This is a genomic window from Pseudomonas sp. B21-040 (assembly GCF_024748695.1).
In the GTDB taxonomy this organism is placed as follows: domain Bacteria; phylum Pseudomonadota; class Gammaproteobacteria; order Pseudomonadales; family Pseudomonadaceae; genus Aquipseudomonas.
Genome location: NZ_CP087176.1, coordinates 5,177,626 through 5,199,216, shown reverse-complemented (window position 1 = coordinate 5,199,216; position 21,591 = coordinate 5,177,626). Strand labels below are relative to the sequence as shown.

Annotated in this window: 21 protein-coding genes and 1 tRNA gene; 11 read left to right on the top strand and 11 right to left on the bottom strand. The window is 59.0% G+C overall.

The features are described 5' to 3' along the window. Positions 1-110: 110 nt before the first annotated feature. The 11 genes from ybgC (at position 111) to nadA (ending at position 8,465) form a co-directional block, all read left to right on the top strand. Positions 111-578 (top strand): tol-pal system-associated acyl-CoA thioesterase, encoded by a 468-nt coding sequence (gene ybgC, locus LOY55_RS23880; RefSeq protein WP_007945841.1) that lies wholly within the window; start codon positions 111-113, stop codon positions 576-578. After that, entirely contained in the window at positions 568-1,263 is a 696-nt protein-coding gene (gene tolQ / locus LOY55_RS23875; protein ID WP_008147369.1) for a protein TolQ, read from the top strand. Before ybgC ends, tolQ begins: the two co-directional genes overlap by 11 nt. Before the next feature lie 23 nt (positions 1,264-1,286). Beyond that, entirely contained in the window at positions 1,287-1,739 is a 453-nt protein-coding gene (gene tolR, locus LOY55_RS23870) for a protein TolR (protein WP_161807482.1), read from the top strand. Continuing rightward, positions 1,739-2,818, top strand: coding sequence for a cell envelope integrity protein TolA (gene tolA / locus LOY55_RS23865; RefSeq protein ID WP_109785072.1), 1,080 nt, complete (start codon positions 1,739-1,741; stop codon positions 2,816-2,818). The genes tolR and tolA overlap by 1 nt, the downstream gene beginning before the upstream one ends. A gap of 17 nt (positions 2,819-2,835) precedes the next feature. Next, on the top strand, positions 2,836-4,116 hold the full coding sequence (gene tolB, locus LOY55_RS23860; protein ID WP_263295831.1) for a Tol-Pal system beta propeller repeat protein TolB: 1,281 nt from the start codon (positions 2,836-2,838) through the stop codon (positions 4,114-4,116). Positions 4,117-4,168: 52 nt separating this feature from the next. Beyond that, complete coding sequence (gene pal, locus LOY55_RS23855; protein ID WP_258666971.1) at positions 4,169-4,666, top strand: peptidoglycan-associated lipoprotein Pal; 498 nt, start codon at positions 4,169-4,171, stop codon at positions 4,664-4,666. A 6-nt stretch (positions 4,667-4,672) separates the two neighbouring features. After that, positions 4,673-5,512, top strand: a complete 840-nt coding sequence (gene ybgF / locus LOY55_RS23850; protein ID WP_258666970.1) for a tol-pal system protein YbgF — start codon at positions 4,673-4,675, stop codon at positions 5,510-5,512. 166 nt (positions 5,513-5,678) lie between these two features. After that, positions 5,679-6,326, top strand: a complete 648-nt coding sequence (gene queE / locus LOY55_RS23845) for a 7-carboxy-7-deazaguanine synthase QueE (protein ID WP_258666968.1) — start codon at positions 5,679-5,681, stop codon at positions 6,324-6,326. 1 nt (position 6,327) lies between these two features. Continuing rightward, a complete protein-coding gene (gene queC / locus LOY55_RS23840) occupies positions 6,328-7,020 on the top strand; it encodes a 7-cyano-7-deazaguanine synthase QueC (RefSeq protein WP_046032058.1) in 693 nt (230 codons plus the stop codon). Between the two features lie 63 nt (positions 7,021-7,083). Then, positions 7,084-7,159 (top strand) — tRNA-Lys (locus LOY55_RS23835). Positions 7,160-7,406: 247 nt separating this feature from the next. Further along, on the top strand, positions 7,407-8,465 hold the full coding sequence (gene nadA / locus LOY55_RS23830; RefSeq protein WP_258666967.1) for a quinolinate synthase NadA: 1,059 nt from the start codon (positions 7,407-7,409) through the stop codon (positions 8,463-8,465). Positions 8,466-8,524: 59 nt separating this feature from the next. Here nadA and LOY55_RS23825 read toward each other — a convergent pair whose 3' ends face one another. From LOY55_RS23825 to arcA, 11 genes are all read right to left on the bottom strand, one after another. Continuing rightward, positions 8,525-9,013, bottom strand: a complete 489-nt coding sequence (locus tag LOY55_RS23825) for an RDD family protein (protein ID WP_109785075.1) — start codon at positions 9,011-9,013, stop codon at positions 8,525-8,527. A 96-nt stretch (positions 9,014-9,109) separates the two neighbouring features. Further along, positions 9,110-9,322 carry a cold-shock protein gene (locus LOY55_RS23820; RefSeq protein ID WP_007934683.1) on the bottom strand — a complete coding sequence of 71 codons (213 nt, stop codon included), beginning with the start codon at positions 9,320-9,322 and terminating at the stop codon, positions 9,110-9,112. Positions 9,323-9,726: 404 nt separating this feature from the next. Beyond that, complete coding sequence (gene gcvT, locus LOY55_RS23815) at positions 9,727-10,851, bottom strand: glycine cleavage system aminomethyltransferase GcvT (protein WP_258666966.1); 1,125 nt, start codon at positions 10,849-10,851, stop codon at positions 9,727-9,729. Positions 10,852-10,889: 38 nt separating this feature from the next. After that, positions 10,890-12,266, bottom strand: a complete 1,377-nt coding sequence (locus LOY55_RS23810) for an L-serine ammonia-lyase (RefSeq protein WP_109785076.1) — start codon at positions 12,264-12,266, stop codon at positions 10,890-10,892. Positions 12,267-12,449: 183 nt separating this feature from the next. Further along, entirely contained in the window at positions 12,450-15,302 is a 2,853-nt protein-coding gene (gcvP, locus tag LOY55_RS23805; protein WP_258666965.1) for an aminomethyl-transferring glycine dehydrogenase, read from the bottom strand. Between the two features lie 11 nt (positions 15,303-15,313). Continuing rightward, a complete protein-coding gene (gene gcvH / locus LOY55_RS23800; RefSeq protein ID WP_046032052.1) occupies positions 15,314-15,697 on the bottom strand; it encodes a glycine cleavage system protein GcvH in 384 nt (127 codons plus the stop codon). A 440-nt stretch (positions 15,698-16,137) separates the two neighbouring features. After that, positions 16,138-17,646 carry a sigma-54-dependent transcriptional regulator gene (locus tag LOY55_RS23795; RefSeq protein WP_046032051.1) on the bottom strand — a complete coding sequence of 503 codons (1,509 nt, stop codon included), beginning with the start codon at positions 17,644-17,646 and terminating at the stop codon, positions 16,138-16,140. A gap of 141 nt (positions 17,647-17,787) precedes the next feature. Then, positions 17,788-18,150, bottom strand: a complete 363-nt coding sequence (locus tag LOY55_RS23790) for a DUF5064 family protein (protein ID WP_109785077.1) — start codon at positions 18,148-18,150, stop codon at positions 17,788-17,790. Positions 18,151-18,162: 12 nt separating this feature from the next. Further along, positions 18,163-19,092, bottom strand: a complete 930-nt coding sequence (gene arcC / locus LOY55_RS23785; protein ID WP_046032049.1) for a carbamate kinase — start codon at positions 19,090-19,092, stop codon at positions 18,163-18,165. Positions 19,093-19,233: 141 nt separating this feature from the next. After that, complete coding sequence (locus tag LOY55_RS23780; RefSeq protein ID WP_046032048.1) at positions 19,234-20,244, bottom strand: ornithine carbamoyltransferase; 1,011 nt, start codon at positions 20,242-20,244, stop codon at positions 19,234-19,236. 80 nt (positions 20,245-20,324) lie between these two features. After that, a complete protein-coding gene (gene arcA, locus LOY55_RS23775) occupies positions 20,325-21,581 on the bottom strand; it encodes an arginine deiminase (RefSeq protein ID WP_077431380.1) in 1,257 nt (418 codons plus the stop codon). Positions 21,582-21,591: the final 10 nt, after the last annotated feature.

The following is a 21,591-nucleotide window of genomic DNA, read 5'->3' as shown; positions in this document are numbered from 1 at the left end:
TATATTCGGCTTTTGTGCGGTCCCAGGACCGTACTTTTGCCGCAAAGCCGCAGATCAATGAAAAACAGTTGCCTGGCCGGATTGGCAACCTGAGGAGTAAGCACTAGAGTATGCGCGCGCAAAACGGGCTTGAGCCGTTCGTACATCGTTGTCGCGTTTATTACGAGGACACCGATGCGGGCGGCATCGTGTATTACGTCAATTACCTCAAGTTTATGGAACGGGCTCGAACCGAGCGGCTCCGGGATCTGGGCTTTGCCCAATCGGCGCTGGCAGGGGAGGACCTGTTGTTTGTCGTGCATTCCAGCGAAGCGCGTTACCACGCGCCGGCGCGACTGGACGACGAGCTTCTGGTAAGCGCTGAAGTAATCGAATTGAACCGTGTCAGCCTGCGCTTCAAGCAGCAGGTCAGGCGGGCTACGGATAATGTGCTGCTCTGCGAAGGGCAGTTTTTGGTGGCCTGTGTGCGCACTGAAAGTTTGAAACCCCGGGCCATTCCCGAAGCTCTACGAGCGGCCTTTGCCGACGTGAGCGGCGCGGGTACACACTCAAAGCAGGAGATAAAGCGTGGAAGCTAACGTCGTCGACCATTCCTCCATGTGGAGCCTGGTCAGCAATGCCAGTATCGTGGTGCAACTGGTAATGCTGATCCTGGTAGCCGCATCGGTCACCTCATGGATCATGATCTTTCAGCGCAGCAATCTGCTGCGCGCCGGTCGACGTGCCCTGGAGAGCTTTGAAGAGCGCTTCTGGTCGGGTATCGACCTGTCCAAACTCTACCGCCAGGCCGGCAGCAACCCTGATCCGGATTCGGGCGTCGAGCAGATCTTCCGGGCCGGCTTCAAGGAATTCTCCCGTCTGCGCCAGCAGCCAGGTGTCGATCCGGAAGCGGTCATGGAAGGCGTGGCCCGTGCCATGCGCGTTGCCATTTCCCGCGAAGAAGAGAAGCTCGAGCAGAGCCTGCCGTTCCTCGCCACCGTAGGTTCCGTCAGCCCGTACATCGGTCTGTTTGGTACGGTCTGGGGCATCATGAACTCCTTCCGTGGTCTGGCCACTGCCCAACAAGCGACCCTGGCCACTGTGGCGCCAGGTATTGCCGAGGCACTGATTGCAACTGCGATCGGCTTGTTCGCCGCCATCCCGGCCGTTATCGCTTACAACCGTTTTGCTGCTCGCAGTGAAACCCTGCTGGGCCGTTACTACACCTTCGCCGATGAATTCCAGGCGATCCTGCACCGCAAAGTGCACACCAGCGAAGAATAAGCAGGTAATTTCCAATGGCTTTAATCGCTCGAGCTCGCAAAAAGCGCAAGCCGGTTGCCGAGATGAACGTGGTGCCTTACATCGACGTGATGTTGGTGCTGCTGGTCATCTTCATGGTGACCGCGCCGATGCTCAATCAGGGCGTGAAAGTTGATCTGCCCAAGGTTTCCAGCGAAGCCTTGCCGCAGGACAACAACACCCAGGTCCTGACCATTTCGATCAAGGCTGACAAGACCTACTACTGGAACCTTGGCAGCGAAGTCGACACCGAAAAGCAGCAGGACAAGGCCATGACCTTGCCGCAGATGACTGACGCGGTGACCAAGATCATTCGTGCCGGCACTGAAGGCGGCAAGCGCACTCAGGTGTTCATCCGCGGCGACAAGACCGTCGACTACGGTTCGGTCATGGGCGCCATGGGCGGGTTGCAGAAAGCCGGGGTCGGTAATGTTGGCTTGATTACCGAGGCGCCCTGATGCAGCAACAACGAGAGCCAACAGCCTCGGAAAGCTACTTCTGGCCTAGTGTCTGGGCGATTGGCTTGCACGTGCTGGTGTTCGGCATGCTGTTTGTCAGCTTTGCCTTCACGCCTGAGTTGCCGCCGGCCAAGCCAATTGTCCAGGCGACGCTGTACCAGCTGAAATCGAAAAGTCGGGCGACCACCCAGACCAATCAGAAGATTGCGGGTGAGGCGCAGAAATCTGCTGCGCGCCAGACCGAAGTCGAACAGCTGGAGCAGAAGAAGGTCGAGCAGGAAGCGGTGAAGGCTGCGGAACAAAAGAAAGAAGAGGCGGCTCAAAAGGCCGAGGAAGCCAAGAAGGCTGACGAGTCGAAGAAAGCGGATGAGGCGAAAAAGGCTGATGAAGCCAAGAAAGCCGATGAAGCGAAGAAGACCGCCGAAGCCAAAAAGGCCGAAGAGAAACAATTGGCTGATATAGCCAAGAAGAAAGCCGAAGAAGAAGCCAAGAAAGCCGCTGAAGAAGAGGCCAAGAAAGAGGCCGCTGAAGAAGCGAAGAAGAAAATCGTCGAAGACGCGAAGAAGAAAGCCGCCGAAGACGCCAAGAAGAAAGCTGAAGCTGAAGAGGCGAAGAAGAAAGTCGCCGAAGATGCGAAGAAGAAAGCTGCTGCCGATGCTGCGAAGAAGAAATCGCAGGATGCAGCACGTAAATCCGCCGAAGACAAAAAGGCTCAGGCCCTGGCAGATTTGCTTTCCGACACGCCGCAGCGCCAGCAGGCCTTGGCGGATGAACAGGGTGACGAAGTCGCCGGCAGTTTCGATGATTTGATTCGTGTTCGTGCGGCGGAAGGCTGGGCTCGTCCACCTTCGGCGCGCAAAGGTATGACAGTCGTGCTGCAAATCGGCATGTTGCCGGATGGTACGGTGACTTCGGCCAGCGTGGCCAAGTCCAGTGGTGACGGTCCGTTTGATGCGTCTGCTGTAGCGGCAGTGAAGAATATTGGACGTTTGACAGAAATGCAGGGAATGAAGCCGAGTGATTTTGCTCCGTATCGTTCATTCAAGATGACATTCACGCCTGAGGATTTAGCCCCGTGAGAAACCTTCTACGAGGAATGCTTGTCGCTATCTGCTGTCTGGCAGGGATGGCGATGGCGGATGAGAAAAACATTCTGGTCACCAGCGGCAGTGATCGGGCTACCCCGATTGCAGTCGTGCCGTTTGCGTTCCAGGGCGGCGCTGTGCTGCCGGACGACATGGCCGAAATCATCGGTAACGACCTGCGCAACTCGGGTTACTACTCGCCGATTCCAAAGCAGAACATGATCAGCTTGCCGAGCCAGGCCAGCGAAATCATTTTCCGTGACTGGAAGGCGGTGGGTGCCCAATACATCATGGTCGGCAGTATCGTTCCAGCGGGCGGTCGCCTGCAGGTTCAATACGCACTGTTCAACGTTGCCACCGAGCAGCAAGTACTGACCGGCAGCGTGTCGGGCAGTACAGATCAGTTGCGCGACATGGCGCACTACATCTCCGACCAGTCGTTTGAAAAACTCACCGGTATCAAAGGTGCGTTCTCGACTCGCCTGCTGTACGTGACGGCCGAGCGTTTCTCCGAGAAGAACACGCGTTACACGCTGCAACGTTCGGACTATGACGGTGCCCGTGCCGTGACCCTGCTGCAATCGCGCGAGCCAATCCTGTCGCCGCGTTTTGCGCCGGATGGCAAGCGCATCGCCTATGTGTCGTTCGAGCAGAAGCGTCCGCGCATTTTCATGCAGAACATCGACACCGGTCGCCGTGAGCAGATCACCAACTTCGAAGGCCTGAATGGCGCGCCAGCCTGGTCGCCGGACGGCAATCGCCTGGCGTTCGTGCTGTCCAAAGACGGCAACCCGGACATCTATGTGATGAACCTGGGTTCGCGTCAGATCTCTCGTGTCACCAACGGTCCCGGCATCAACACCGAACCGTTCTGGGGTAAGGATGGCTCGACCATCTACTTCACCTCCGACCGTGGCGGCAAGCCGCAGATCTACAAAACCAGCGTCGGTGGCGGCGGTGCGGAGCGTGTGACCTTCGTGGGTAACTACAACGCCAACCCTAAACTGTCGGCTGATGAAAAGACCCTGGTGATGATCCACCGCCAGGATGGTTTCACCAATTTCAAGGTGGCGGCCCAGGATTTGCAGCGAGGTAGTGTAAAGATCCTCACTGATAGCACTCTGGACGAGTCGCCTACTGTTGCGCCCAACGGCACCATGGTAATCTACGCCACCCGCCAGCAGGGCCGGGGAGTCTTGATGCTCGTGTCCATTAATGGACGCGTAAGGCTCCCGCTTCCTACCGCTCAAGGCGAAGTCAGAGAACCTTCCTGGTCCCCTTACCTGAACTGACGCGGCGCTACACGTTGTACTTAACACATTGGGGTTCATTAGGAGTTTCACGATGGAAATGCTGAAGTTTGGTAAATTTGCTGCGCTGGCTCTGGCCATGGCTGTAGCTGTAGGTTGCTCGTCCAAAGGCGGCGACAACGCCGGTGAAGGCGCAGTAGATCCAAACGCTGGTTATGGCGCAAACACTGGTGCCGTTGACGGTTCCCTGAGCGAAGAAGCTGCTCTGCGCGCTATCACTACTTTCTACTTCGAATACGACAGCTCGGACCTGAAGCCAGAAGCCATGCGCGCTCTGGACATTCACGCCAAAGACCTGAAAGCAAACGGCGCTCGCGTTGTTCTGGAAGGCAACACCGACGAACGTGGTACTCGTGAGTACAACATGGCACTGGGCGAGCGTCGTGCGAAAGCCGTTCAACGCTACCTGGTACTGCAAGGTGTTTCCCCAGCTCAGCTGGAACTGGTTTCCTACGGCGAAGAGCGTCCAGTTGCTACCGGCAACGACGAGCAGTCCTGGGCTCAAAACCGTCGCGTCGAACTGCGTAAGTAATTCGTCATGCGAACGTGCCGTCGTGCTGTAACTGTCTTGGCTCTCAGTCTCGCACCGCTTGCGGTGTGGGCTGCGGTTCCTGTGGTCGATAACAACTCCGGTTATAACAATAGCGGGAGCAGTTATCCGCCTGCAGGTTACGGTACGAACGGCGCCTATGCCGGGGGAGGGGTTTCGGCCCCTGTCTCGGCACAGGGCGAGCTGTTCAACCAACTGCAACAAATGCAGCAACAGATCGAGCGCCAGCAAGGCGCGATTGAAGTTCTGCAAAATGATGTGGCGCGCATGAAGCAAGAGAACCTGGAGCGATATCAGGATCTTGATCGGCGCATTGGAACCGGTGCTGCACCTGCCGCGACTTCTGAGAATTCTTCCACCAGTGGTGATTTGAACGCCCCTGGTGCTGCCGTCGGCGCAAGTGCTGGAGCCGCTGCCGCTCAAGCACCTGCCGCGGGTAGCGAGCCGGCTGATCCGGCGAAGGAAAAGCTGTATTACGACGCAGCCTTCGACTTGATCAAAGCCAAGGATTTCGACAAGGCCAGCCAGGCTTTTGCCGCATTCCTGCGCAAATACCCGAACAGCCAATACGCGGGCAATGCCCAGTACTGGCTGGGCGAAGTGAACCTGGCCAAAGGCGATCTGCAAGGTGCAGGTCAAGCGTTTGCCAAGGTTTCACAGTTGTACCCAAAGCACGCCAAAGTGCCTGATTCGTTGTACAAGCTCGCTGATGTGGAACGCCGCCTTGGTCACACCGACAAGGTCAAGGGCATTCTGCAGCAGGTTGTATCCCAGTATCCGGGGACTTCCGCAGCTCAGTTGGCGCAACGAGACTTGCAGCGCATGTAAGCTGGCTTGACCCGATTTGAAGAAACCCGCGCTTGTCGCGGGTTTTTTCGTTAGAATTCACGCCCTTTTTATGAAACACGCTTTTTGGGATCTGCGCGGTGGCGGGGTTCCTTGAAGTGCCTGACGGAGGCGGACAGCCTGTTTAGCTGTTATGCCCGTGGCGACTATGCAAGACACATTGAGAATCACCGAAGTTTTTTACTCGTTGCAGGGTGAAACGCGGACTGCCGGGCTGCCCACTGTATTTGTGCGCCTGACCGGTTGCCCATTGCGTTGCCAATACTGCGACAGCGCCTATGCCTTCACGGGTGGAACCATCCACCCGCTCGACGATATCCTCGAGCAAGTGGCTGGTTTTCGCCCGCGTTATGTGTGTGTCACCGGTGGTGAGCCACTGGCACAACCTAACGCCATCCCATTGCTCAAGCAGTTGTGCGACGCCGGTTACGAAGTGTCACTGGAAACCAGTGGTGCGCTCGACATCTCGGCAGTAGATTCTCGGGTCAGTCGCGTTGTCGACCTGAAAACCCCGGGTTCGAAGGAAGCACACCGCAACCGCTACGAAAATATCGAATTGCTCACGCCCAACGACCAAGTGAAGTTTGTCATCTGCTCGCGGGAAGACTACGACTGGGCTGTGTCCAAGCTGATCCAGTACGGTCTTGATCGGCGCGCCGGTGAAGTCCTGTTCTCGCCAAGCCACCATGACCTGAATGCTCGGGATCTGGCGGACTGGGTCGTGGCGGACAACCTGCCTGTGCGTTTGCAATTGCAGCTGCATAAATATCTTTGGAATGACGAGCCGGGGCGCTGAAATGACTGAACAATCGAACACTGCTGAAAAACGTGCGGTCATCCTGCTGTCCGGTGGCCTGGACTCGGCGACAGTCGTGGCCATGGCTCGCGCCGAAGGTTACAGCTGCTACACCATGAGCTTTGATTATGGTCAGCGGTCTCATGCCGAGTTGCATGCCGCTGCACGCGTCGCCCGAGACTTGGGTGTGGTCGAGCACAAGGTGATCGGTCTGAACCTGAACGGCATTGGCGGCTCGGCACTGACCGACAGCAGCATCGACATACCTGAAGAGCTCGGCGAAGGTATTCCGGTGACCTACGTACCGGCACGCAACACGGTGTTTCTGTCGCTGGCGTTGGGCTGGGCGGAAGTGCTGGGTGCGCGTGACATCTTTATTGGCGTCAATGCGGTGGATTACTCCGGTTACCCCGACTGCCGTCCTGAGTTCATCGAGTCGTTCGAGCGCATGGCCAATCTGGCGACCAAGGCCGGTGTCGAGGGCAATGGCTTCCGCATTCAGGCGCCGCTGCAGAACCTGAGCAAGGCACAGATCGTTGAGGCTGGCGTGAAGCTTGGCGTCAATTACGGGCTGACCGTTTCCTGCTATCAGGCCGACGATAACGGTCGTGCGTGCGGTAAATGCGACAGCTGCCGACTGCGCGCAGAAGGCTTCGCGGCGGCCGGAATCAGCGACCCAACACCTTATTTTTGATTTATTTCAAATTAGGTGTTGAATAGTCCTTAAAAATCAGTATTATACGCGCCACCACACAGCGGGTCGTTAGCTCAGTTGGTAGAGCAGTTGGCTTTTAACCAATTGGTCGTAGGTTCGAATCCCACACGACCCACCATTTTTGTAGCAGTTTTAAAAGTCTGGAAGGCCCACGCAAGTGAGGATTTCCGGATTTTTTTTTGCCCGCGATTTAAGGTCGGCCAGGTCAGAATCATCTTTTGCATCTGCGGGATATTCTGTAGCCTTGCCCAGCTTCAACGCTGTCCGTGCCTGATGAATACTCACTCTCCCGGCGGTACCCTGAAAGGGTCGGAGCCGGGTGTATACTCGACTTTCGCGCAAATGCGCCTGCAGGTCTTGCGAACATGACGCAGATTTCCGAACGCCTTTTGGTTCAGGCTCACCTCGATGCCAAGCAGCCCAAACCGCTGACTGCCGAGGAAGAGGCCTATTACCGTGCCGCCATCGCCGCCGAGCTCAAGGCTCAGAACGCGGTGCTGGTTGCCCACTTCTATTGCGATCCGGTCATTCAGGCATTGGCTGAAGAAACCGGTGGATGCGTCTCCGACTCGTTGGAGATGGCCCGCTTCGGCGCCGCACATCCGGCCAAAACCGTGGTGGTCGCCGGTGTGAAGTTCATGGGTGAAACCGCGAAAATCCTCACCCCTGAAAAACGTGTGCTGATGCCCACCCTCGAAGCGACGTGCTCGCTGGACCTGGGCTGCCCGGTAGACGAGTTTTCGGCGTTCTGTGATCAGCACCCGGAACGCACCGTCGTGGTGTACGCCAATACCTCGGCGGCAGTCAAAGCCCGGGCGGATTGGGTGGTGACCTCCAGTTGCGCACTGGAAATCGTCGAAAGCCTGATGGACAACGGCGAGACCATTATCTGGGGCCCGGATAAACACCTGGGCACCTACATTCAGCGCCAGACCGGTGCGGACATGCTGCTGTGGGACGGTGCTTGCATCGTTCACGAGGAGTTCAAGTCCAAGCAGCTTGAAGACATGAAGGCGCTGTACCCCGAAGCCGCGATTCTGGTGCACCCGGAGTCCCCGACCTCGGTGATCGAACTGGCGGATGCCGTCGGTTCTACCAGCCAGTTGATCGCGGCGGCGCAGAGCCTGCCAAACAAGACGTTGATCGTCGCCACCGACCGCGGCATTTTCTACAAAATGCAGCAGCTGTGCCCGGACAAGGTCTTCATCGAAGCGCCAACGGCCGGTAACGGTGCCGCGTGCCGCAGTTGCGCACACTGCCCGTGGATGGCAATGAACACGCTTGAGCGCCTGCTGAAGAGCTTGAAAGAGGGGGCGAATGAGATCGTTGTCGATCCTGCGCTGATTCCGCAGGCGATTCGCCCATTGAAGCGCATGCTCGACTTCACTCAGGCTGCGCGAATGAAGCTGGCGGGTAACGCCTGATTCGCTGGCCGCTAAAAAAAACGCCCCGATTTGGTCGGGGCGTTTTTGCATCTGGCGGTCTACTTGGTTTTTTTCGGAATCTGTACGAGCTGAGTGTTGGAGTACATGTCATGCCAACTGCGTTTCTGCTTGTCGAACAGCGACCAGAAGAAACCCAGCCCCAGACATAGCCAGGACGCTATCGACACTACAAACCGCAACAGCGCCTGCCACAGGCTGATGGACGAGCCGTCGGCGTTCTGTACGCGGATGCACCACACCTGCATGCCCAGTGTCTGGCCAGACCAGGTCCAGAACTTGGCGAAAAAGCCGAACAGTACAAACAGCAACACCGTCGAGAGCAATGGATCGCCGTCCAGCGCGCCGGCTTCGGTCAGGGTGCGCATTTTTTCTTCGCCGAGGATGGCCATCTGGATCATCTTGTAAATGCCGCTGGTGACGATCAGCAGGGCGGTGCATAACAGGAAGTCATAGAACATCGCTGCCAGGCGACGACCCAGGGGGGCGGTGGGGAAGTCGCCCTGGGGGTTGAGCAGGTGTTTCGACATGGCAGCCTCTGGGCAGAAAAAAGAAGCCATTTTACGGATTTACGCGCACAAAAAAGCCCCTGATGTCAGCATCAGGGGCTTTTTCGTTACAGAAGATTAACCTTCTGCTTGAACCTCGTCAGCCTGCATGCCTTTCTGGCCTTGCACGGCAACGAAAGTCACTTTCTGGCCTTCTTTCAGGCTCTTGAAGCCGTTGCCCTGGATGGCGCGGAAATGTACGAACAGATCCGGACCGCTTTCAGGAGTGATAAAACCAAAACCTTTCTCGTCGTTAAACCACTTGACGGTACCGCTCTGACGTTGGGACATTTCTTATTTCCTTTGACGCAAAAATTAATGACAGTCTCCTTCTCATGAAAGAGTACTGGGGCTGGTTGCAGGAGAGTAAGAAGACGTCGAACGGGATGTAGCTAACTTGTAGGCTACTGCCCAGGTCACGATTCCAAGCGACCCATGCAAACACAGTGAACAAACTCTACGCCAACTATGGGAGAAAAAACAAGCCCCGTCAGAGGCCCGGTTTTGCTCAGGTTGAGCGCACTAGTCGATCCACTAGAGCCTTCTTATTCTATGTCGCTGCTCAATTGTTTTAGAACGTTATAAGCAGCGTTCATAAACGAAGCTTATTGGTAATGACATGCACTATTTTATGGCGGTTGCGTTACACATTAGTGCACTGTTAACGCAACCGCGTTACTTATAGAAACAGTCAGTCAGCCGCGATAGTAGCGTTGTGCAACAAATGGCATTTTGCTTACAAGCAAAGGCACCTTTTTCCCACGGACAATCGCCCATACGGGTGTGTCGATGGCGATGTAGGCGCTGTCGAGGTAACCCATGGCCAAAGGACCTGCCAGGGTCGGGCCAAAACCGCCGCTGCATACGGCGCCGATGATGTCGCCAGCCTCGTTGACGATTTCCGCACCCTCACGCACAGGCGTGCGTTCCTGAGGCAGCAGGCCCACGCGCTTGCGGCTGACACCACCTTGTTGTTGCGCGAATACGGTTTCAGCGCCAGGGAAGCCGCCGGCCCGCGCACCATCGGCACGACGCGGCTTGGAGATGGCCCACAGCAGGCTTGCTTCGATCGGGGTGGTCTCGGTGTTCATGTCGTGGCCGTAGAGGCACAGGCCGGCCTCCAGGCGCAACGAGTCGCGCGCACCCAGGCCGATGGCGGCGACTTCTGGTTCGGCCAGGAGGGCGCGTGCCAGGGCTTCGGCATTGGCGGCCGGTACGGAGATTTCGAAGCCGTCTTCCCCGGTGTAGCCCGAACGGCTGACGAAGCAGTCCACGCCCAGCAATTTCACGCGGGTGAACTGCATGAAGGTCATCTTCGCCACTTCAGGGGTCAGGCGCGCAAGCACGGTGACTGCGGCCGGACCTTGCAGGGCCAGCAAGGCGCGTTCTTCGAACAGAGGCTCAATGGTGCATTGCTCGCCAATGTGCTTGCGCAGGTGCGACAGGTCCTGATCCTTGCAGGCTGCGTTGACCACCAGGAACAATTCGTCGTTACCGAGGTTGGCGACCATCAGGTCGTCGAGAATGCCACCGGTTTCATTGGTGAACATCGCGTAGCGTTGCATGCCCACCGGCAGGTCGATGATGTCCACCGGCACCAGGGTTTCCAGGGCCTTGGCGGCATTGGCGCCGGTCAGGCGGATCTGGCCCATGTGCGAAACATCGAACAGCCCGGCTTGATCGCGGGTGTGCTGGTGTTCTTTCATTACGCCAAGCGGGTATTGCACTGGCATGTCATAGCCGGCGAACGGCACCATGCGCGCGCCGAGTTCGATGTGCAGGGCGTGCAACGGGGTTTTCAGCAATTGTTCGGTGGACATATTCAGCTCCTGAAAAAGTGTGCCAATGCGCGTGAGCATCAGCACTCGATAATGTTGACCGCCAAACCGCCACGGGCGGTTTCCTTGTATTTGCTTTTCATGTCGGCGCCAGTCTGGCGCATGGTGCGGATGACCTTGTCGAGGGAGACGAAGTGCTGACCGTCCCCACGCAGCGCCATGCGCACCGCATTGATGGCCTTCACCGAGCCCATGGCATTGCGCTCGATGCAAGGCACTTGCACCAGCCCGCCAATCGGGTCGCAAGTCAGGCCCAGGTTGTGTTCCATGCCGATTTCCGCCGCGTTTTCCACTTGCTGCACGGTCCCGCCAAGGACCTCGCACAAGGCGCCGGCGGCCATGGAACAGGCCACGCCGACCTCGCCCTGGCAACCGACTTCGGCGCCAGAGATCGAGGCGTTTTCTTTGTAGAGAATGCCGATGGCCGCCGCGGTCAGCAGAAAGCGCACGACCCCGTCTTCATTGGCCCCCGGGATAAAGCGCATGTAGTAATGCAAAACCGCTGGAATGATCCCGGCTGCACCGTTAGTAGGCGCGGTCACGACGCGTCCGCCATTGGCGTTTTCTTCGTTGACCGCCAGGGCGTACAGATTGACCCAGTCCAGCACCGACAGCGGATCGCGCAATGACGATTCCGGGTTCTTGCACAATTGTCGATGCAGGGCGGCGGCGCGGCGCTTGACCTTCAAGCCGCCGGGCAGGATGCCTTCGTTGCGGCAACCGGCGTCGACGCAGTCCTGCATCACTTGCCAGATTTTCAACAGGCCGGCGCGGGTTTCCGCTTCCGGGCGCCAGGCGCTTTCGTTGGTCAGCATCACCTGGCTGATGGACAGGCCGTAGGTGGTGCAATGACTGAGCAAGTCCTTGGCACTTTTGAACGGGAAGGTCAGCGGCGTGGCGTCTTCGACGATGCGGTCGGCGCCGGCGGCGTCTTCATCGACCACAAAACCACCACCGACCGAGTAGTACTCGCGGCTGCGGATCTGTAGGCCCGCCGCGTCGAACGCGCGAAAGATCATGCCGTTGGGGTGATAGGCCAACGGTTTGCGAATCATCGCCAGGTGTTCTTTCTCGTTGAACGCAATGCTGTGTTCGCCGAGCAGGTTCAAGCGCCCGCTACCGCGAATTTCTTGCAAGCGCGCAGCAACGGTTTCGGTGTCCACGGTGTCCGGGTGTTCGCCTTCGAGGCCGAGCAACACAGCCTTGTCGCTGCCGTGGCCCTTGCCGGTGGCACCGAGCGAACCGTAGAGCTCGATTTTGACGCAGGTGGTGGCAGCCATCAGACCTTCACGGCGCAAACCTTCGGCGAAGCGTGCGGCGGCGCGCATCGGACCGACGGTGTGGGAGCTGGAGGGGCCGATGCCAATCTTGAACAGGTCGAACACGCTTAACGACATGGTTGTTCTCCGGTTTCTTGTTATAGGTGCAACGTGAGCCGTAGGAGCAAAGCTTGCTCGCGATGAACGATGACCCGGTTCATCAGATAGACCGTGTAACGGCTATCGCGAGCAAGCTTTGCTCCCACAGGGATAAGCGGTGTTCTTGAACGCGGGGGCGAGTAAACCCGCCCCCTCATTCGTTTAAGCGTAGCTTTCGATCGACGGGCAGGCGCACACCAGGTTGCGATCGCCGAAGACGTTGTCGACGCGACCGACCGGTGGCCAGTATTTGCCTTCGATCAGCGAGGCAACTGGATACACCGCTTGCTCACGGCTGTACGGGTGGGTCCACTCGCCAACGATCTCTGCTGCGGTGTGCGGAGCGTTTTTCAGTGGGTTGTCGTCCTTGTCCAGCGTGCCGTTTTCCACAGCGCGGATTTCTTCGCGGATGCGGATCATGGCGTCGCAGAAACGGTCCAGTTCTTCCTTGGATTCGCTTTCGGTCGGCTCGATCATCAGCGTGCCAGCCACCGGGAACGACATGGTCGGCGCGTGGAAGCCGAAGTCGATCAGGCGCTTGGCGACGTCATCGACACTGATGCCGCTGCTGTCTTTCAATGGACGCAGGTCGAGGATGCATTCGTGCGCCACCAGGCCGTTGCTGCCGGTGTACAGCACTGGATAGTGCTCTTCCAGGCGACGGGAGATGTAGTTGGCATTGAGGATCGCCAGCTGCGAAGCGCGCTTGAGGCCCGCACCACCCATCATCGAAATGTACATCCAGGTGATCGGCAGAATGCTCGCGCTGCCGAACGGTGCTGCGCAGACTGCGCCTTCCTTGCGTTCCATCTGGGCGTGGCCCGGCAGGAACGGGGTCAGGTGCGATTTCACGCCGATCGGGCCGACACCCGGGCCGCCACCGCCGTGCGGAATGCAGAAGGTCTTGTGCAGGTTCAAGTGCGACACGTCGCCGCCGAACTTGCCCGGTGCGCAGAGGCCGACCATCGCGTTCATGTTGGCGCCGTCGATGTACACCTGGCCGCCGTTGTCATGAATGATGCCGCAGATCTCGCGGATGCCTTCTTCGAACACGCCGTGGGTCGACGGGTAGGTAATCATCAGCGCAGCGAGGTGTTCGCGGTGCTCGATGGCCTTGGCGCGCAGGTCTTCGATGTCGACGTTGCCGCGAGCATCGCAAGCGGTGACGACGACGCGCATGCCAGCCATGTTAGCGGTGGCCGGGTTGGTGCCGTGGGCGGACGACGGGATCAGGCAGATGTCGCGACGGTCTTCGCCACGGCTCTGGTGATAGGCGCGAATGGCCAGCAGACCGGCGTATTCACCTTGCGAACCGGCGTTCGGTTGCAGCGAGATCGAGTCGTAGCCAGTCGCGGCGCACAGCATCGCTTCCAGTTCGTCGGTCAGTTGCTGGTAACCGGCGCTTTGCTCGGCCGGGGCGAACGGGTGCAGGGCACCGAATTCAGCCCAGGTCACCGGGATCATTTCGCTGGCGGCGTTGAGTTTCATGGTGCACGAACCCAGCGGGATCATGGTGCGGTCCAGTGCCAGGTCTTTGTCGGCCAGCTTGCGCAGGTAGCGCATCAGCTCGGTTTCCGAGTGGTAGCGGTTGAACACTGGGTGGCTGAGGATCGGCGATTGGCGCACCAGCGACGCAGGAATGGTGCTCTGCACTACCGCTGCGAGGGCGGCGAAGTCCGGCAGGGTCTTGCCGTCGGCGAAAATACTCCACAGGGTTTCGATGTCAGCCTGGGTGGTGGTTTCGTCGACCGACAGGCCCACACGCTGAGCATCGACCACGCGCAGGTTGATGCGCTGGGCGCGCGCCTGATCGTGCAGCCTGGCGGTATTGGCGCCGGTGTTCAGGGTCAGGGTGTCGAAGAAGCTGGCTTGTTCAACGGTCAGGCCCAGTGCGCTCAAGCCTTTGGCCAGAATCGCCGTCAGGTGATGCACGCGATTGGCGATCTGGGTCAGGCCTTTCGGGCCGTGGTACACGGCGTACATGCTGGCGATGTTGGCCAGCAGCACTTGCGCGGTGCAGATGTTCGAAGTGGCTTTCTCGCGACGGATGTGTTGCTCGCGGGTTTGCATGGCCAGGCGCAGGGCCGGCTTGCCGAAACGGTCCACGGAAACACCGACCAGACGGCCCGGCATGTCACGCTTGAACGCATCTTTGGTGGAAAAGTACGCCGCGTGCGGGCCGCCGAAGCCCAGCGGTACGCCGAAGCGTTGGGCGCTGCCGATGGCCACGTCGGCACCGAATTCGCCCGGTGCGGTCAGCACGGTCAGGGCCAGCAGGTCGGCCGCTACGGCGACCAGTGCGTTGGCCGCGTGGAAGCGTTCGGTCAGCGCGCGGTAATCGAACACGTCACCGTTGCTGGCCGGGTATTGCAGCAGCGCGCCGAAGAACGGCGTCACGTCGGTTAGTTCGAGTTCGTCACCGACGACAACCTCGATGCCCAACGGCTCGGCACGGGTGCGCAGCACGTCGAGGGTTTGCGGGTGGCAATGCACGGAAGCGAAGAATTGGTGGCTGCCCTTGTTCTTGCTCAGGCGTTTGCAGAAGGTCATGGCTTCGGCAGCGGCGGTGGCTTCGTCAAGCAGGGAAGCGTTGGCAATCGGCAGGCCGGTCAGGTCGCTGATCAGGGTCTGGAAGTTCAGCAGCGCTTCGAGACGGCCCTGGGAGATTTCTGGCTGGTACGGGGTGTAGGCGGTGTACCAGGCCGGGTTTTCCAGCAGGTTGCGCAGGATCGGCGATGGCGTGTGGGTGCCGTAGTAGCCCTGGCCGATGTAAGTCTTGAACAGCTGGTTTTTACCGGCGATGGCTTTGATCGACGCCAGGGCATCGGCTTCGCTCAGGCCGTCTTCCAGGCCCAGGACGCTGGTGCCTTTGATGCTGTCGGGAATGACGCTGGCGCTCAGGGCTTCCAGGGAGTCGAAACCGAGGCTGTTGAGCATGGCTTGCTCGTCACCGGCGCGAGGGCCGATATGGCGGGCGATGAATTCGTTGGCGGTGGTCAGATTCACTTGGGTCATGTCAGCGCTCCTCAGGCTTCGGCGTTGGCTTTGATCAGACGGTCGTAGGCATCCTGATCGAGCAATTGGGCGACCGCCGAGGCGTCGCTTGGCTGGAAGCGGAAGAACCAGCCTTCGCCCAGCGGATCTTCGTTGACCAGTTCAGGGCTGCTGTCCAGCGCCGGGTTCACTTCCAGCACCTCGCCGTCCAGTGGCATGTACACGCCGCTGGCGGCTTTTACCGATTCCACGGTGGCGGCTTCGGCGCCTTTGTCATAGGACTGCAGCTCAGGCAGTTGTACAAAAACCACGTCGCCCAAGGCGTTCTGTGCGAAAGCGGTGATGCCGACAGTAACGCTGCCGTCAGCTTCGGTGCGCAGCCATTCGTGGTCTTCAGTAAAACGCAACTCGCTCATGTGAACTCCTAAGGGGGGCCAGACTCGTCTGGTGGACGCTATTGAATGCTTGGGCAAAGCCCTGGTTATGAGGACTACATAGCAAGAACACGGCCAATGTTGGTTTAGCCGTTATTTATCAATGACTTATGACGTTTTGCAGATTGGTTGAATTCATCGCGTGTAGCGAAATCGATACGGTCGGAGACGGGGGAGAAAGCCGAGGTGGATCAAAGCCTTGCACAGCCGTGATCGGGGAGGGGTGTAGCGATATCGTTCCGCTGTAGCGCTTTCAGTACAGATGGAGGTCGTTTTTGAACATGGACCCTGTAGGAGCCGAGCTTGCTCGCGATGGCGGTACTTCAGTCGAAATCAAAGGTGACTGAAGTACCGCCATCGCGAGCAAGCTCGGCTCCTACAGGGGGCTGTGGTGTTTGGGGGATTGTGATCCCGCCACAAGCTCAGGGCTTGTTGGGTATGCCGTACTTGCGCAACCGATGGGCAATCGCCGTGTGGGAAGTTTGCAGGCGGCTGGCCAGTTGGCGGGTCGAGGGGTAGCTGATATAGAGTTTTTCCAACAGGGTTTTTTCAAACGATTCCATGGCCTGTTCCAGGCTGTCGACTTCGCTGTCGTTCTGGCGCGCCACCGAGGTGCCGGCGATGTCGAGGTCGCCGATGTCGACCAGCGTGCTTTCGCAAATCGCCGCGGCACGGAAGATCACGTTCTGCAATTGCCGCACGTTGCCCGGCCAGCGATTGCCCAGCAACGCCGGGTAGGTGCCCGGTGCCAGGCGACAGACCGGGCGCTGGATTTGTGCACAGGCCTGCTGCATGAAATAGCGGGCGAGCAACAGAATGTCCTGGCCGCGTTCGCGCAGCGGCGGGACTTCAACGTTGAGCACATTGAGGCGATAGAACAGGTCTTCGCGAAAGCTGCCCTCGCTGACCATTTTTTCCAGGTCGCGGTGGGTGGCGCTGAGAATCCGCACATTGACCTTCACCTCGCGATCACCGCCAACGCGGCGAAAGCTGCCGTCATTGAGAAAACGCAGCAGTTTGGCCTGCAAGTACGGCGACATCTCGCCGATTTCATCCAGAAACACCGTGCCCTGGTTGGCCAGTTCCATCAGCCCCGGTTTGCCGCCCCGTTGCGCACCCGTGAAGGCGCCGGGGGCATAGCCGAACAGTTCGCTTTCGGCGAGGTTTTCTGGCAATGCCGCGCAGTTGAGCGCGAGGAATGGCGAACTGTGCCGAGCGCTGCTGGCGTGGCAGGCCCGTGCCACCAGTTCTTTGCCGGTGCCGGTTTCGCCCTGGATCAGCAGCGGCGCATCGAGTGCCGCGACCCGTTGTGCGCGCGCCTTGAGGGTGCGGATGACGGGTGACTCGCCCAGCAGCGCATCGAACCCTTCGGCATGGTCATGGTGCAGCGCCGAGAGGCGTTCACCGATGCGGTTGGGTTGATACAAGGTCAACAGGGCGCCCGCGTCGGTGATCGGCGTGGCGTCCAGCAGCAATGTCTGACCGTCGACGGTGATTTCCCGCAGCGGCAGGCGAAAGCCATGCTCAAGCAGGGCGTCGAGCAGTGCCGGGTCGGCAAACAGGTCGGCGATGCTTTCGCCCGCCGGTTCACGACCGTACAACGCGATCAAGGCCGGGTTGGCCAGCAACACTTTGCCGGCACTGTCCAGCGCCAGGACCGGGTCGGTCATGGCCGCGAGCAAGGCATCGAGTTGCAGGTGCCGGCGCTGGCCGGGAAGGATGTCGACCACCGTCACCGCTTGCACACCGCGCACGCTGAACAACGCATCGCGCAGCTCTTCGAGGACTTGCGGGCTCAGGGTCGGGGCATCGATGTAAACGTTGGGCGGCACCATCTCCACCGCATCCAGATTGAGGTTGCGCCCACCGAGCAGGGCCAGGACTTCCTGGGTAATACCGACGCGGTCGATGAAGCTGACGTGGATACGCATGGGGTGGTTCAGTGTTCTGAAGTGCGGAGGGTGGCAAGTATGCCTTGGCGCAGGGGATAAGGTGAAATTCGGTGCAGGATTTGCGGGCAACACAGAACCCCTGTGGGCGCGAGCAGGCTCGCTCCCACAGGGGGCAGTGGATTACTCGAAGTCTTTGATATCTACCGGGTCGCCGGATTTCATGTCCAACTGCTTGCGTATGTCTTCAAACATCAAGTCGTAATGTTTGTGTACCGAGCCGATCTGGCTATGGGTCTTTGGAATGCCGTACTTCTCGGCGATCGCTGTCACGTTTCTGGCGAAGTTGTAAGCCTCCTCCTTGGGCAGAAAGAAGGCCTCTTTCATGTCCTTCCCTTGCATGCTGCCATGCAGGGTGAACTGAATTCCTTTCACCCCTTTATCATTTTTGCTGACTTCATAGTCGAGCTTCACGTCGTAGCTGACATCGTCCTTGGTCAACGCGTGTCGCTCGATGTGTAAATGACCTGGCTCAAACAGTGCCATAGACGTTTCTCCCTACAAGTAAGTAATGCCAGGTTTCGCCGTGCTGATGCGCGTACCTGCCTTGCCCTGGACGATCGCTTCGATGTCCGAGAGTGAACCGATCACCGCGACCTTTCCAGTATGGCGTGCGAATTCACAGGCTGCCTGCACCTTGGGCCCCATGGAGCCGGCGGCGAAGCCAAGTTTTTCCATTTCATCCGGGTGAGCCTGGCCGATGGCTTTCTGGGTCGGCTTGCCGTAGTCGATGAACGCGGCGCTGACGTCGGTGGCGATCACCAGAATATCGGCTTCAAGCTGTTCGGCCAGCAGCGCCGAGCACAGGTCTTTATCGATCACCGCTTCGACACCTTCCAGTACGCCGGGTGAGGTGTACATGGTCGGGATGCCGCCACCGCCGGCGCAGATCACGATGCTGCCTTTTTCCAGGAGCCACTTGATCGGGCGGATCTCGAAAATGCGTTTTGGTTTGGGGCTGGCCACCACGCGACGGAATTTGTCGCCGTCCGGGGCAATCGCCCAGCCTTTTTCGGCGGCGAGTTTTTCCGCTTCGGCCTTGGCATATACCGGGCCGATCGGCTTGGTAGGGTTCTGGAAGGCCGGGTCCTTGGGGTCGACTTCAACCTGGGTGAGCAGGGTGGCGAAGGGCACTTCGAAGTCCAGCAGGTTGCCCAGTTCCTGTTCGATGATGTAGCCGATCATGCCTTCGGTTTCGGCACCGAGCACGTCCAGCGGGTAGGGGGAAACCGAGGTGTAGGCTGCGGCTTGCAGCGACAACAGGCCGACCTGCGGACCATTGCCGTGGGCGATTACCAGTTGGTTACCGGCATGGACCTTGGCAATTTGTTCGGTGGCGATCCGGATGTTGGCGCGCTGATTGTCCGCGGTCATGGGTTCACCACGGCGGAGCAGGGCGTTACCGCCCAAAGCGACGACGATACGCATAATGCAGTCCTTTCAAAATGATCGTTCCCACGGTCCCCGTGGGAATGCATCCCGTGACGCTCTGCGTCACATCGAACGCAGAGCGTCCGTGGCGGCATTCCCACGCAGAGCGTGGGAACGATCGGGTGGAGAGGGGAGCCGTTAAAGGTCAGCCAAAGTCGACACCAGAATCGCCTTGATGGTGTGCATGCGGTTTTCCGCTTGCTCGAAGGCGATGCAGGCCGGCGACTCGAACACGTCATCAGTCACTTCGATGCCGTTCTTCAGGTTCGGGTACTGCTCGGCAATCTGCTTGCCGATTTTGGTATCACTGTTGTGGAAGGCCGGCAGGCAGTGCATGAACTTGGTGCGCGGGTTGCCGGTGGCTTTCATCAGTTCGGCGTTGACCTGGTACGGCAGCAGTTGCTGGATACGCTCGGCCCAGGCTTCAACGGGTTCGCCCATCGACACCCAGACGTCGGTGTGGATGAAGTCCACGCCTTTGACCGCGGCTTTCGGGTCTTCGGTCAGGGTGATGCGAGCACCGCTTTCTTCCGCATATTGCTTGCAGCGAGCCACCAGGTCGTCAAGCGGCCACAGGGCTTTTGGCGCGCAGATGCGCACGTCCATGCCCAGCTTGGCGCCGATCAGCAGCAGCGAGTTACCCATGTTGTTACGGGCGTCGCCCAGGTAGGCGTAGCTGATGTCGTGGATCGGCTTGTCGGCGTGTTCACGCATGGTCAGCACGTCGGCGATCATTTGCGTCGGATGGTATTCATCGGTCAGGCCGTTGAACACGGGTACGCCGGCAAACTTGGCCAGTTCTTCGACGATTTCCTGCTTGAAGCCACGGTATTCAATGGCGTCGTACATGCGCCCCAATACGCGGGCGGTGTCTTTCATGCTTTCTTTGTGGCCGATCTGCGAGGAGTTCGGGTCGATGTAGGTGACGTTGGCGCCTTGGTCATAGGCCGCGACTTCGAACGCACAGCGGGTACGGGTCGAGGTTTTTTCGAAGATCAGCGCGATGTTGTTGCCTTTGAGGTGTTGCTGCTCGGTGCCGGTGTATTTGGCGCGCTTGAGGTCGCGGGACAGGTCGAGCAGGTAGCGCAATTCGCGAGGGGTGTGGTGTTCCAGGCTCAGCAAATTACGGTTGTGAATATTAAAAGCCATGATGGATCTCCTTTGGTGTCGGTTATCCCCTTGGTCGCGCATGCCCTGGGGTACAGGGCTGCGCCGGCCAAGGCTGAAGGTTAGTAGTCGATTGGGTCGCGAATGATCGGGCAGGTCATGCAGTGGCCGCCGCCACGCCCACGTCCCAGCTCGCCTGCGCTGATAGTGATGACTTCGATGCCCGCCTTGCGCAGCAAGGTGTTGGTGTAGGTGTTGCGGTCATAACCGATCACCACGCCTGGCTCCACAGCCACCACGTTGTTGCCGTCGTCCCACTGTTCGCGCTCGGCGGCGAAGCTGTTGCCGCCGGTTTCCACCACGCGCAACGCTTTCAGGTTGAGGGCCTTGGCCACGGTGTCGAGGAAGCTGGCGTCTTCGCGTCGGATGTCGATGCCACCCGGTTTTTTCTCATCCGGACGCAGGGTGAAGGCGACGATCTGATTGACGACTTCAGGGAAAACCGTGACGAGGTCGCGGTCACAGAAGCTGAACACGGTATCGAGGTGCATCGCTGCACGGGATTTCGGCAGACCGGCGACGATGACTTTTTCGACCGCTTTGTTTTTGAACAGGCTTTGCGCCAGCAGGCCAATGGCCTGGCGGGATGAGCGTTCGCCCATGCCGATCAGCACCACGCCGTTGCCGATTGGCATCACGTCGCCCCCCTCCAGGGTGGAGCTACCGTGTTCCTGGTCCGGGTCGCCGTACCAGACCTGGAAGTCGGCGTTGGTGAATTCCGGGTGGAATTTGTAGATGGCGGTGGCCAGCAGGGTTTCCTGGCGGCGCGCCGGCCAGTACATCGGGTTCAGGGTCACGCCACCGTAGATCCAGCACGTGGTATCGCGAGTGAACTGGGTGTTGGGCAATGGCGGCAGAATGAAGCTTGAGTGGCCGAGGAAGTCGCGGAACATCTCGATGGCTTTACCGCCGAAACTGGTCGGCAGGTCATCGGCGGAGACGCCGCCGATCAGGAATTCGGCGATCTTGCGTGGCTCCAGGCTGCGCAGCCACGAGCTGGTTTCATTGATCAGGCCCAGGCCCACCGAGTTAGCGGTGATCTTGCGCTCCAGAATCCAGTCGAGCGCTTCCGGAATCGCAACGATGTCGGTCAGCAGGTTGTGCATTTCCAGTACATCGATGTTGCGTTCGCGCATTTTGGTGACGAAGTCGAAATGGTCACGCTTGGCTTGGGCGACCCAAAGCACATCATCAAACAGCAGTTCGTCACAGTTGTTCGGGGTCAGCCGCTGGTGGGCCAGGCCTGGGGAGCAAACCATGACTTTGCGCAGTTTGCCGGCTTCGGAATGCACGCCGTACTTAACTTTTTCCGTGGTCATTACAGTGATC